Here is a 12,955-nt window from a genome sequence, read left to right on the forward strand (position 1 = left end):
TAGACGTCTGAACGTATAGAAGGTGATATGCAGGAATCGCAACAGCTACAACGCACCATGAAAACCCGCCATCTGGTGATGCTCTCGCTCGGCGGCGTGATCGGCACCGGGCTCTTTTTCAACACCGGCTACATTATTTCCACCACCGGGGCGGCGGGCACGCTGCTGGCCTATCTTATCGGCGCGCTGGTGGTCTGGCTGGTGATGCAGTGCCTGGGCGAGCTGGCGGTCGCCATGCCCGAAACCGGCGCGTTTCACGTTTACGCCGCGCGCTACCTCGGCCCGGCCACGGGCTACACGGTGGCCTGGCTCTACTGGCTTACCTGGACCGTGGCGCTCGGCTCAAGCTTTACCGCCGCAGGCTTCTGCATGCAGTACTGGTTCCCGCAAGTGCCAGTCTGGATCTGGTGCCTTGTTTTCTGCGTGGTGATTTTTGCGCTTAACGTTTTCTCCACCCGGCTTTTCGCCGAAGGGGAGTTCTGGTTCTCGCTGATTAAGGTCATTACCATCATCGCCTTTATCGTGCTCGGCGGGGCGGCGATGTTTGGCTGGCTGCCGATGAAAGACGGCTCGCCCGCGCCGCTGTTGCACAACCTCACGGCGGCAGGCTGGTTCCCGCACGGCGTGCTGCCTATTCTGATGACCATGGTGGCGGTGAACTTTGCCTTCTCCGGCACGGAGCTTATCGGCATCGCCGCAGGGGAGACCGAGAACCCGCAGCACGTGGTGCCGGTGGCTATCCGCACCACCATCGCCCGGCTGATTATCTTTTTTATCGGCACCGTGCTGGTGCTGGCGGCGCTTATCCCGATGGACCAGGCGGGCGTGGTGAAAAGCCCGTTCGTGCTGGTGTTTGAAAAGGTCGGCATCCCGTATGCGGCGGACATTTTTAACTTTGTCATCCTGACGGCGATTCTGTCGGCGGCGAACTCCGGGCTGTATGCTTCCGGGCGCATGCTCTGGTCGCTCTCTAACGAGCGCACGCTGCCGCGCTGCTTTTCTCGCCTGACGCGTCGCGGCGTGCCGCTGACCGCGCTTTCGGTGAGCATGCTGGGCGGCGTGCTGGCGCTGCTCTCAAGCGTTATCGCGCCCGATACGGTGTTTGTTGCGCTGTCGGCCATTTCCGGCTTCGCGGTGGTGGCGGTGTGGCTGAGCATCTGCGCGTCGCATTATCTTTTCCGCCGCCGCCATCTGGCCGAGGGGCGCGCGCTTGATGAACTGCACTACCGCGCGCCGTGGTTCCCGCTGACGCCGATACTGGGCTTTATCCTCTGCCTGGTGGCCTGCGTGGGCCTGGCGTTTGACCCGAGCCAGCGCATTGCGCTGTGGTGCGGGCTGCCTTTTGTTGCGCTCTGCTATGGTGCCTATTATGTTACGCACGCCTTTTCAACGCGTCAGACCCGTGAGGAACCGCGCCATGCCACTGAATAATCCTTTAGATGCGCTGTTGAGCCAGCAGCCTTATGTCGTGCTGGACGGCGCGCTCGCCACCGAACTCGAAGCGCGCGGCTGCAACCTGGCGGACAGCCTCTGGTCGGCGAAAGTGCTGATGGAAAACCCGGAGCTGATTTACCAGGTGCATCTGGATTACTTTCGCGCCGGGGCGCAGTGCGCCATTACCGCGAGCTACCAGGCCACGCCCGCAGGTTTCGCCGCGCGCGGGCTGGATGAAGCGCAATCCTGCGCGCTGATAGCCCGCAGCGTGGAGCTGGCGCGCCAGGCGCGGGAGGACTTGCTTAAAGAACAGCCGCAGGCCGCGCCGCTGCTGGTGGCGGGCTCGGTAGGGCCGTATGGCGCTTTTCTTGCCGACGGCGCGGAATACCGGGGCGACTACCAGCTTAGCGAAGCGGCGTTTAACGCGTTCCACCGTCCGCGCGTTGCGGCGCTGCTGGCGGCGGGGGCGGATCTGCTGGCCTGCGAAACGCTGCCGTCGCTGGCCGAGGCGCGGGCGCTGGCCGCGCTGCTGACGGAGTTTCCGCAGGCCCGCGCGTGGTTCTCGTTTACGCTTCGCGACAGCGAGCACATCAGCGACGGTTCGCCGCTCGGCGAGGTGGTGGAAGCGCTGAAGGATAATCCGCAGATTGTGGCGCTCGGCATTAACTGCATCGCCCTTGAGAAAACTACCGCTGCGCTTTCTCACCTGCACAGCTTAACGCCGCTGCCGCTGGTGGTTTACCCCAACTCCGGCGAGGAGTATGACGCGGCAAGTAAAACCTGGCGCCACAGCGGCCACGCCTGCCATACGCTTGAACACTATCTGCCCGCCTGGCGGGAAGCGGGCGCGAAGCTGATTGGCGGCTGCTGTCGCACCACGCCGCAGGATATCGCCGCGCTTGCCCGTCAACGTCGCGCGTAGATGCGCGTTTTCCGCCCCGAAAGGGGCGGCTCTCCCGCCTTGTACATTCGGTTACACGCCGATACCAATCACTCACGGAAGCGGCTGCGCGGCTTCTCTATAGTGACCTCAACGGCCCCGCAGTGGGGTAGCGAACAAAACAACGTTGAGGGTAAAGAGATGAAAAAAGTATTAGCACTGATTGTTGCTGCGACCATGGGCCTGTCCGCCGCCGCTTTCGCTGCGGATAACGCTGCTGCGCCGGCTCCGGCCGCCACCGCCACCACTTCCGCGCCGGCGAAAGCCCCGGCTGCGAAAACGCACCATAAGAAAGCGCACAATAAAGCCGTTGAGCAGAAAGCGCAGGCGGCTAAAAAGCACCACAAAAAAGCGGCTGCCACTACCGAGCAGAAACCGGTAGAACAGAAAGCCCAGGCGGCTAAAAAGCACCACAAAAAAGCGGCTGCCACTACCGAGCAGAAACCGGTAGAGCAGAAAGCGCAGGCGGCTAAAAAGCATCACAAAAAAGCGGTAAAACACACCGCCGCTAAACCGGCTGCCCAGCCTGCCGCATAAGTTTCATTCGTTTGTCCCCCCGCAAAACACCCGGCTCGCCGGGTGTTTTTTTGTGGCGTTTCAGCCGCGCTTACTCCCGGCGCAGCGTCATCAGCAGAATCGGCAACGCCAGCAGCAGCGTCAGCAGATTGGCCGCGCTAACCGCGATGTCGTTAATCAACATCCCATACACCAGCCAGAGCACCAGACCGCAGACAAACATGGCGTACATCATCCGCGAAATGCCCTGCGTATTGCGGGTGGTGAGCACTTTTATCGCCTGCGGCAGAAACGACAGCGTGGTCAGGCTCGCCGCCAGATAGCCGATTATCTTCACCCATTCCATACCTACGCCCCGACCTGGTCAGCCGTGACCGCCCGATCCGGCTTCGCCGGCGACCGATCGACATGCCGGTATTTATCCAGCAGGTGGATCTGAATGCGGCGCAGCAGATCGCCATTGAGCTTGTAGAAGCGGAAGTAAACCAGCAGCGAAACGAGGAAGAAGATCGCAGGCAGCGCCAGCATGATAAGCTGCATCCCCATCAGGGTGCCGGCGGACTGGGCAGCATTCGGCACATACCCGATAAGACCGAGCGCAACCGCGATAAAGTACGCCGCGAACGCCGCGCCCGCTTTGACTACCAGCGTCTGCACCGAATAGGCGATGCTTTCGCAGCGCACGTTCAGTTTATATTCCCCGTAGTCCACGGTGTCGGCGACCATAATCACCTGCAACACCCAGAAGAAGGCTTTGCCGATGCTAAACAGCACGCCCGCCAGCAAGATGATGAACGCATGGGTAAAACCCGTCATCGCCATCCACAGCAGTACGCCGCTGCCCAGCACCGGCAATATCGACGCCCCGGCCCATAAAATCCGCCGCGAGAAGAGTTTCACCAGCTTCGGAAACAGGATCAGAATAAGCAAATTGGCGATGCCCGCATAAGACATGTAGTACGGGAAGAGGTCGACATTGCCGAGCGCGTAAGTGAAGTAATAAATGGCGAAGCCGTCGATAATGTTGGCCGCCGTGTTATAGGCCAGCGCCATAATCAGCAGACAGGCGAGCTGATCGTTTTTAACGATAAGCATCAGCATCTGCTTCAGGCCCATCGTGTCGCTCCCGGCGCCGGCCTGTTTATCCGAGGAGTAAACCTCATGCACGTTGCGCAGGGTGACGAAGGTGGAAAGCACAAAGAAGCCAATCAACACCAGCGTGAACATCTGGAAGCCGAAACCGCGATCCGCACCGCCCACCGCATTTACGAAAGGCAGCGCCACGCCTGCGGTGACAAAGCCCGCAAGGCTTGCGAAAAAGCGCGGGTAGGGCACCAGTTGTTCCCGCTCGCGCTTGTCGAGCGTGATGGTCGGCACCAGCGACCAGAACGGCACATCCATGATGGTGTAGGTAAAACCCCACAGCAGGTAGGTCGCCCAGACCCATACCAGTTGCGTCGCGCCTTCGAAGTGGTGCGCGCTGAACAGCATGTAGAGCACGGCGGAATTCGTCAGGGTGCCAATCAAGATCCAGGGCTTGAATTTCCCCCAGCGCGAGCGGGTACACTCCACAATCCAGCCCATGATCGGGTCCGCCAGCGCATCGAGAATGCGGGCTATCAAAAACAGGGTGCCGACCATGCCGACCGACAGGCCGACAATATCGGTGTAGTAATACATCAGGTACATGTAGACGATGCCGATAGCGAAATCCTTACCAAACGCGCCGAATCCGTAGCTGAGCTTTGTTGTCATTGAAATACTCATAGGGTACCGATTGCCTCTTTCAGTGTCGGGCAGGGGGAGCGCGAAAGCAGCCGGGCTCGTTGGCCCGGCTGCCGTGCAGGCATTAGCGGTGCAGCCAGGCGGGCAGCCAACTGCCGTGGCTGTCGATAAGGTCGTCCACCAGCGCGTAGATCTCCTCAATACCCAGAACGGCGGCAGTATGCGGATCCATCAGCGCGGCGTAGTAAACGTAATCGCGGTTTTCCGTCAACACCGCCTCCGTCAACAGCGTCTGCACGTTAATGTTGGTTTGCATCATGGCGGCCAGGTGCGCGGGCAGGCGGCCTGCTTTGGTCGGCTGGATGCCGTTGGCGTCCACGAGGCAGGGCACCTCCACGCAGCAGCCTTGCGGCAGGTTGTCGATAAGCCCATCGTTGCGGACGTTGCCGTAAATCACGCTCGGTTCGCCCGTCCAGACGGCGTTCATGATGGTGCTGGCGTATTCGCGAGAGGGTTTCACGTCGATGCGGTCGGCCGTTTTAAACTCCTCTAACTCCTTGCGCCAGTTCGCTAACTGCTCCACGCAGCGTTTTGGATACTCATCCAGCGGCACCTGGTAGCGGGCTATCAGATCCTCGCGTCCGGGTTTGATAAACCAGGGCGTATATTCGGCGAAATGCTCGGAGGATTCGGTCACGAAATAGCCCAGCTTTTTAAACATTTCGTAGCGCACAATGTTCTGGCAGCGCGGGTTGCCGTGCAGGTTAGGCTTCGGCGCGCGTTTTTCGGCATAAGCCTGCAACAGCTCCGGGTAGAGGCTGACGTAGCTGCCGTCCGCGCACTTTTTCTCAAGCGTCAGATAGAACGCCATATGGTTGATGCCGGCGCAGCGATAGCGCAGGGAAGCCGGGTCGAGGTCAAGATCCCGCGCCAGCTCTTCCGCCGTGCCCTGCACCGAGTGGCACAGCCCAACCTGTTTGATGTGCGGGTAGCGGGCGTACATCGCCCAGGTATTCATCGCCATGGGGTTGACGTAGTTGAGCATGATGGCGTTGGGGCAGACTTCCGTCATCTCTTCGCAAATCCGCCAGAGGTGCGGAATGGTGCGCAGCGCGCGCATGATGCCGCCCGGGCCGAGCGTATCGGCGATGGTTTGCTCAAGGCCGTGGCGCTTGCAGACCTCAAAGTCGGTGACGGTGCAGGGCTCATAGCCGCCAATCTGGAAGGCGACGACGACAAAATCGGCGTCGGCAAGCGCGCTTTTCTGGTCGGTATGGCAGCTTATCTGCCCGTGCGCGCCGACGGAGTCCATCAGTTTACGGACCACGATATGCGACTCTTCCAGCCGCGCGGCGTCAATATCCATCAGCGCGACGTGGGCCGCTTTCAGCGCGGGACGCTGAAAGACATCGCCGAGGATGTTTTTCACAAAAACCGTGGAACCGGCGCCGATAAAGGTAATTTTTGGAGCGGACATAGCTTTCTCCCTGGTGTGGTGATGTCTGCTTAGCGTGGCACGCCCCTTTTGCGCTATCCGCTCTCTTCCCGGCAGGGCATTCCCGAAACCTCAGATCGCGCCATACGGCGCGCGGGATCTGAGGTTTCGGGAAAAAAGAGCCGATTTAGCAGAGTTAACGGCAACCCGACTGGCTAAACTGGAAGAGCAAGCCGGCATCCGCTGCATGAAAATGAGAATCCAGGAAAGAGGGAGAAGATGGGAAAACTAACGACGCCATCCCCGGCAAGACCGGATATGTGCAGCGGCGATGAGAAAGAGACCCGCGGCCCGCTGTCGCTCTATTCAGAATATCAGCGGATGGAAGTTGAACTGCGCCCGCCGCACGCGATGCCCGCCAGCCACTGGCACGGACAGGTGGAGGTGAATGTGCCGTTCGACGGCGACGTGGAGTATTTGATAAACAATGAAGTGGTGCGCATTAAACAGGGTTACATCACGCTCTTCTGGGCCTGTACCCCGCATCAGTTGACGCGGCCTGGCGACTGTACGCAAATGGCGATTTTCAATCTGCCGATGCACCTGTTTCTCTCCTGGCCGCTCGATCGCGAACTCATTAACCACGTTACTCACGGCATGGTGATTAAGTCGCTGGCCGCCCAGCAGTTAAGCGCCTTCGAGGTGCAGCGCTGGCAGAACGAACTCAACAGCGATAATGAACAGATACACCAGCTGGCGATAGATGAAATCGGCCTGATGCTCAAGCGCTTTAGCCTTTCCGGCTGGCAGCCGATTCTGGTGAACAAAACCTCGCGCACCCATAAAAACAGCGTCTCGCGGCACGCGCAGTTTTACGTCAGCCAGATGCTGGAGTTTATCGCCGTTAATTATGATCAGATGCTGACCATTGACGCGATTGCCGAGCATGTAAAGCTCAATCCCAACTATGCGATGGGGATTTTCCAGCGCGTCATGCAGCTCACCATGAAGCAGTACATTACCGCCATGCGCATCAACCACGTGCGCGCGCTGCTTAGCGATACGGACAAAACCATTCTGGATATCGCCCTGACCGCCGGGTTTGGCTCCAGCAGCCGTTTTTACAGCACCTTCAATAAATATGTCGGCATGACGCCGCAAAAGTACCGCAAGCTGAGCCAGCTGCGGCGGCGGGGAAACGAACTGGCATAGGCTGGCGCTGCGTCAGCGCGTCGTTTGTCTTAACCGCCCGCCGCGCGTTGATGGACGCTGATGTAACGCTCGCGCCGCGACGCTTTAAGGCGCGTTAAGTCCACCAGCACCAGCCCGTCCACGCAGTTGCTAAACGCCGGATCGCTGCCGAAGTCGATAAACTGCACGCCGCCAGGTTCGCAAAGCTCCGAATATTGCTTATAGAGCGGCGGAATGGCGCAGCCGAGATTACCGAGCAGCGTTTTCAGGCGCGTCAGATCTTCCACATAATCTGTGCCGCTAAACTGCGCCAGGGCTTTGGGCAGCGAAACGGGATAAGGGCGGCGGGAGGCGGCCAGCGCCCCGGGGGCCGGAAACCAGAGCCGGTAAAACGCCACCAGCAAATCGCGCGCGGCAGGCGGCAGCCCGCCGGAGATAGAGACCGGGCCAAAGAGATAGCGGTAGTGCGGATAACGCGCCAGATAAGCGCCGATGCCGCTCCACAGATAATCCAGCCCGCGACGTCCCCAGTATTGCGGCTGAATAAAGCTGCGTCCCAGCTCAATGCCCTGACTGACTATCGCCTTCATTCGCTCGTCATAGTGGAAAAGCGTGTGGCTGTAGAGCGCGTCAAAGCCATGCTGCACCACCAGCCCGGCGCAGGGGGCGAAACGGTAAGCGCCGACTATCTCCAGCGCCGCGTCATCCCAGAGGATCAGATGCTGATAGTCATCGTCGTAACGGTCGATATCGCGGCGTCTGCCGCTGCCTTCGCCCACCGCGCGAAAGGCGATTTCCCGCAGGCGGCCCAGTTCGCGCAGCACTGGCGCTTCTTCCGCGCCGCGCCGCTGCCAGAGGTAAATCGTCTTGCCGTCAGGGGTTTGTCCTAACACTTCCGCCTGCGCCAGCGCGTGGCGCAGCGTGGCGCGGTCTTCCGGTCTGGCGATGGCGCATTCGCTGTTAAAAACGCCCTTGCGGCCTTTACCCAGTTGCTGCACATGGCGGCGAAAGCGCGCCGCCGTCTCTTTCGCCCCGGCGTCAGGCTCATGCCAGCAAGTCCAGGGAATGCGTTCGCCGATGCGCACAGGCAGCGTGGCGCCGCGTTTGCGGAACATTTCGCCAATCAACATCAGCATGGCGAGCGTGGGAGAGAGCAGCGAGGCGCCGTAAAAAGCGAGGCTGTTGCGCCCGGCCAGGTGTGCTGGCAGCACCGTCGCGCGATAGCGGCTGGCAAGCTTAACAAAGCCCGGGTTCCAGGCTTTATCCACAATGCCCTGCGTCGCCGGACGCGACACTTCGCCCGCCGGGAAAAAAATCAGCACGCCGCCGCGCTCAAGCTGCGCTTCCATCTGCTTAATGGCGCTTTTCCGGGTGCGATTGCCCAGATTATCCACGGCGATAAAGAGCGAAGAGAGCGGTTCGAGATGGCTCAACATGCGGTTAGCCACCACTTTGATATCCCGCCGCACGCGGGAGAGCGCGTAGAGCAGCAGCAGGCCGTCAAGCGTGCCGGTGGGATGGTTCGCCACCACCACCAGCGGCCCGCGATCGGGAATTTGCTCAAGCTCTCTTGCCGCGATATCGCAGCGGATCTGCAGGTGTTCCAGCACCTGTTCCACCATATCCAGCCCTTTAAGGTGACGGTGGCGGTCGGCGAAAAGCCGGAACTCCTCTTCGTGAAGCAGGCTTTTTAATACGCGCTTTAGCCAGGGGGCAGTGCTGCCGTGGGGGTTAAGGTCGTGCAGGACGTTATCGATACTGAACATGCCAGGCTCTCCTCGCGTTAACGAGGTGAACATAACGAGAAAAGATGACGGCGCCGTGTCAGCAGCATGAAGGAAACATCACAGCGTGAGCGCAGCGAAAAAAGAGGGATTCAGGTTTTTTTCACCGAATGTGTGATGAAGGGGTTTAAAGAACCTCTCTTTAGCCCGGGATAGCGCCTGGCTGGCGAAAGATAACCTGCATTGTAGCGTAATTGTTAACCACTGAGATTCTGCGCATAAATCGCAGGGATGGTAAGGGCTCCCGGCGAGGCGGTAAGCGAAAAAGGTCAAAAACGATCGTTAAAAAACGACAATAGCGGCGCTTAATAAAAAAAGCGGCCCGTAAGCCGCCTTTTTAACGCATTAAATAATGTTTTTCTCGGCCAGATCGAGCGCGAAATAGGTGAAGATGAGATCCGCGCCGGCGCGCTTAATGGCGCCCAGGCTTTCCAGCACGACGTTGGTTTCATCAATCGCGCCCGCCTGGGCGGCGAATTTGATCATCGCGTACTCGCCGCTCACCTGATAAGCGCCGAGCGGCAGGGCGGTGCGCTCGCGGATATCGCGCAGAATATCCAGATAGGGGCCTGCCGGTTTCACCATCAGCGCATCCGCGCCTTCCGCTTCATCCAGCAGGGATTCGCGAATCGCTTCGCGGCGGTTCATCGGGCTCATCTGGTAGGTTTTGCGGTCGCCTTTCAGGGCGGTGCCCGCCGCTTCACGGAACGGGCCGTAGAACGAAGAGGCGAATTTAGTGGAGTAAGACATGATGGCGGTATCGGTAAAGCCCGCCGCGTCCAGCGCCTGACGAATCGCTTTCACCTGGCCGTCCATCGCGGCGGAAGGGGCGATAAAGTCCGCGCCCGCGCGTGCGGCCACCACGGCCTGCTTGCCGAGGTTAATCAGCGTCTGGTCGTTATCCACGCCGTGGTCGCACAGCACGCCGCAGTGGCCGTGGGTGGTGTATTCACAAAAGCAGGTGTCGGACATGACGATCATCTCCGGCACCGCGTCTTTAGCGATGCGGGACATGCGCGCCACCAGGCCGTTTTCGTTCCAGGTGTCGCTGCCGCACTCGTCGGTGTGGTGGGAGATACCGAAGGTCATCACCGAGCGGATGCCCGCGTTGGCGATACGCTCAATCTCTTTGGCGAGGTATTTTTCCGGAATGCGCACGACGCCCGGCATCGCAGCGATGGGTTTGTAATCCTCCAGCCCCTCTTCAACGAAGATGGGCAGCACCAGGTCGTTGCGGCTCAGCGAGGTTTCTTCAAACATGGCGCGCAGCGAAGGCGATTTGCGCAGGCGGCGCGGACGGGAAATCAGGGAAAAATCGGACATGGCGGTTATCTTTTGTCGGCAAGAAAAACCCTTATTTTACCCGATTTATTGCGCGACGTTTTACGATTATGGTCGCTAAACGGCCATCCCTGGCTCTTCAGGCTTAATTCAGGCCCGCTTTATCCAGCCCGTAAGCCGCGTCGGCGGAGCCGGGAGTCGCGCGAAACGCCACGCCCATGCGGTTCCAGCTGTTGATGGCGGCTATCTGGAAACTGATTTGCGCAATCTCTTCTTCGTTGAAGTGCTCGCGCACCGCGCCCCACTCTTCGTCAGAGACCTCCTGGTTGGTCAGGCGGGTCAGCGCCTCGGTCCAGGCCAGGGCCGCCCGTTCGCGGGCGGAAAAGAGCGTGGATTCGCGCCAGACGGCGACATGATGCAGACGCAGCTCGCGCTCGCCGTGCATTCTCGCCTCTTTTACGTGCATATCGACACAAAAGGCGCAGCCGTTAAGCTGAGAAGCGCGCAGCATAATAAGCTGCCCCAGCTCTTTGATGACCGGCTTTTGGTTGAGCGCGGCGCTGAGTTCCATACACTTTTTCGCCAGATCGCCCGCGGCCTGGAAGTAGTTAAGACGTTGTGACATGGTGATTCTCCCGACGTGTTTGAATGAACTGGCGTCATTGTGCCGGGAGTATGGTCTGCCTTACAGGTCCATGTTGTGAGTTTACAGGCAGACCATAAGGCGGGTTACTCTTGCTCTTTCAACAGTTCGATTAAACGTTCCAGAGCGAAGGCCGCCGCCTGATCGATAACGGTTTTTGGGTCGCCGTTAAAATGGCGCTTTTCCGCCACCACGCGACCGTCGTTCAGCGCCCAGCCAAACCAGACGGTGCCCGCGGGCGTGCCGTCTTCGCCGCCGTCCGGCCCGGCGTAGCCGCTGACCGACAGGCTGACATCTTCCCCGGAGCGGTCGCGCGCGCCTTGCGCCATCTCTTTTACCGTCTGTTCGCTGACGGCGGTATAAAGGCGCAGCGTCTCTTCGCTCACGCCCAGCATATTCTGCTTCGCTTTATTGGTGTAAGTGGTAAAGCCGCTGGAGAAGAAATCGGTGGTGTCGCCGGTGGCGCACAGCGAATAGGCGATAAGCCCGCCGGTGCACGACTCCGCCGTGGCAAGCTTCAGGCCTTTCGCACGAAGGTATTCTCTGACTTTAGTGGTAGCGCGTTCGATAGCATCATTCATTTTTATCTCCTGTAACCAGAACCCTAAGGAGTATAGATGACACTCTGGCCATTAACGGAGCGGCGAGGCCGGGGTATTGATGCGCTTTTCTTGCGGGGGAGGGGAGACGCGTAAAAAAACGGCGCAGGCTGACACCCCGCGCCGTCACAGGCATTCAGGAGGCGGGCGTTGCCAGGGGCTTGTTGCCGCTCAGTTCCGTAACCAGATCGTTAACGCCGTCGCTCATGTTCACGAAACGGGTTAAGGGCGAACGGGTCACCACCACGAAAACGCCGATATTATTTTGCGGCACCATCGCCATGTAGGTAATAAAGCCGCCGCCGCCGCCGGTTTTTTGAATGATGCCAGGGCGGCCCGCTTTCGGCGCCATGTAGACCCAGCCCAATCCCAGCGCGTCGGCCCGGCCCGGCACATCCATACCGACCACGCGGGCGAACTGCGCGCGCTGGTAAATCAGCGTCTGCATCCGGTCCGCCTGCGCACCGCGTGAATGGAAGTCGGAGGCGAGGAACTGCTGCATCCAGCGCATCATGTCGTCAGGCGTGGAGTACACGCCGCCGCTGCCGATGGCCGCCAGCGTGTTGTTGCAGGGGCTGGCCCCTTTCTCCGCCACCATCAGGCGTTTGCACTGGTCGGGCGACGGGGTGAAGGTGGTGTCTTTCATGCCGAGGGGGCGGGTTATCTGCTCTTCAAAAAGCTGCGGATACGGTTTGCCCGCCGCCCGCGAAAGCGCATCCGCCAGCAGATCAAACGCCAGGTTGGAATAAGAGACGATAGAGCCTGGCGCCGCCTTCAGGCTCGCCTGGCTAATCCAGTTCCAGCGCTGCTCTTTGGTCGGCCAGACAAACACCGGGCGGTGCGCCGCGCCGCCGGGCTGCTCGCGGGGCAGGGCGCTGGTGTGAGTGGCGAGGTTCACAAGCGTAATCGGCTTGCCCTGATAAGTCGGCACGCGCGCGCCGGCAGGCGCATATTTGCTGAGCGGATCGTTAAGCTGCACCACGCCCTGGTCGAGCAGCTTCACCAGCATTTCGCTGGTCATCAGTTTGGTCAGGGAAGCAATACGGATGACCGAATCGAGTTGCGGACGCACATTATTGCCGGGGCGGGTTTCGCCGAAGCTGCGAAAGACGCGCTGGTTGCCATCGATAACCACCATCGCCATGCCGGTGGCGCCGCTGCCATAAAAAATATGATTGGCATAACGGTCAACGATTTCGGAAGCAAATACCGGGTCAGGCGAGGCGGGGGCAGCCTGAGCCGCAGGCAACACCGCAGCGCTCAGCGCAGCGAGAAAAAGCAAGCAACGTTTCAACGGACGGATCCATACAGTCATTAAGGGGTAAAGGCTATTTATACTACTCTGCGCCGTTGTGCAAAGGGCCGATTAGCGACATAAAACGCGAAAAAGCGTAACGATGAGTAACC

12 protein-coding genes are annotated in these 12,955 nt (G+C 59.7%); 4 read left to right on the top strand and 8 right to left on the bottom strand.

What is annotated here, in order from left to right; translation table 11 throughout:
- The first annotated feature begins 27 nt into the window (after nucleotides 1-27).
- From mmuP to asr, 3 genes are all read left to right on the top strand, one after another.
- Entirely contained in the window at nucleotides 28-1,431 is a 1,404-nt protein-coding gene (mmuP, locus tag ACU4F7_RS05045; RefSeq protein WP_481638171.1) for an S-methylmethionine permease, read from the top strand.
- The gene (gene mmuM / locus ACU4F7_RS05050) at nucleotides 1,418-2,356 is read left to right on the top strand and encodes a homocysteine S-methyltransferase (protein ID WP_481638172.1); all 939 of its coding nucleotides are present in this window, start codon (nucleotides 1,418-1,420) and stop codon (nucleotides 2,354-2,356) included. Before mmuP ends, mmuM begins: the two co-directional genes overlap by 14 nt.
- A 159-nt stretch (nucleotides 2,357-2,515) precedes the next feature.
- Nucleotides 2,516-2,911 carry an acid resistance repetitive basic protein Asr gene (gene asr, locus ACU4F7_RS05055; protein WP_481638173.1) on the top strand — a complete coding sequence of 132 codons (396 nt, stop codon included), beginning with the start codon at nucleotides 2,516-2,518 and terminating at the stop codon, nucleotides 2,909-2,911.
- Nucleotides 2,912-2,981: 70 nt separating this feature from the next.
- On the opposite strand, the gene ACU4F7_RS05060 is transcribed toward asr, so the two are convergent.
- The 3 genes from ACU4F7_RS05060 to melA form a co-directional block, all read right to left on the bottom strand.
- Nucleotides 2,982-3,236, bottom strand: a complete 255-nt coding sequence (locus ACU4F7_RS05060; protein WP_024555661.1) for a SemiSWEET transporter — start codon at nucleotides 3,234-3,236, stop codon at nucleotides 2,982-2,984.
- A gap of 2 nt (nucleotides 3,237-3,238) precedes the next feature.
- Nucleotides 3,239-4,657, bottom strand: a complete 1,419-nt coding sequence (gene melB, locus ACU4F7_RS05065; RefSeq protein WP_481638174.1) for a melibiose:sodium transporter MelB — start codon at nucleotides 4,655-4,657, stop codon at nucleotides 3,239-3,241.
- 82 nt (nucleotides 4,658-4,739) lie between these two features.
- Nucleotides 4,740-6,092 (bottom strand): alpha-glucosidase/alpha-galactosidase, encoded by a 1,353-nt coding sequence (gene melA, locus ACU4F7_RS05070; RefSeq protein WP_029592038.1) that lies wholly within the window; start codon nucleotides 6,090-6,092, stop codon nucleotides 4,740-4,742.
- Between the two features lie 237 nt (nucleotides 6,093-6,329).
- Here melA and melR point away from each other — a divergent pair, with 237 nt between their 5' ends.
- A complete protein-coding gene (gene melR / locus ACU4F7_RS05075) occupies nucleotides 6,330-7,262 on the top strand; it encodes a transcriptional regulator MelR (RefSeq protein ID WP_024555664.1) in 933 nt (310 codons plus the stop codon).
- A gap of 29 nt (nucleotides 7,263-7,291) precedes the next feature.
- Here melR and olsF read toward each other — a convergent pair whose 3' ends face one another.
- From olsF to ampH, 5 genes are all read right to left on the bottom strand, one after another.
- Complete coding sequence (olsF, locus tag ACU4F7_RS05080; RefSeq protein WP_481638175.1) at nucleotides 7,292-9,007, bottom strand: bifunctional ornithine lipid synthase OlsF; 1,716 nt, start codon at nucleotides 9,005-9,007, stop codon at nucleotides 7,292-7,294.
- A 363-nt stretch (nucleotides 9,008-9,370) separates the two neighbouring features.
- The gene (gene hemB / locus ACU4F7_RS05085; RefSeq protein ID WP_029592040.1) at nucleotides 9,371-10,348 is read right to left on the bottom strand and encodes a porphobilinogen synthase; all 978 of its coding nucleotides are present in this window, start codon (nucleotides 10,346-10,348) and stop codon (nucleotides 9,371-9,373) included.
- A 103-nt stretch (nucleotides 10,349-10,451) separates the two neighbouring features.
- Nucleotides 10,452-10,931, bottom strand: a complete 480-nt coding sequence (locus ACU4F7_RS05090) for a carboxymuconolactone decarboxylase family protein (RefSeq protein WP_024555667.1) — start codon at nucleotides 10,929-10,931, stop codon at nucleotides 10,452-10,454.
- A gap of 104 nt (nucleotides 10,932-11,035) precedes the next feature.
- Nucleotides 11,036-11,530, bottom strand: coding sequence for a 2-oxo-tetronate isomerase (locus ACU4F7_RS05095; protein ID WP_024555668.1), 495 nt, complete (start codon nucleotides 11,528-11,530; stop codon nucleotides 11,036-11,038).
- Nucleotides 11,531-11,684: 154 nt separating this feature from the next.
- Nucleotides 11,685-12,842 (bottom strand): D-alanyl-D-alanine-carboxypeptidase/endopeptidase AmpH, encoded by a 1,158-nt coding sequence (gene ampH, locus ACU4F7_RS05100; protein WP_029592041.1) that lies wholly within the window; start codon nucleotides 12,840-12,842, stop codon nucleotides 11,685-11,687.
- Between the last annotated feature and the right edge of the window lie 113 nt (nucleotides 12,843-12,955).

The organism is Franconibacter pulveris (assembly GCF_056780215.1).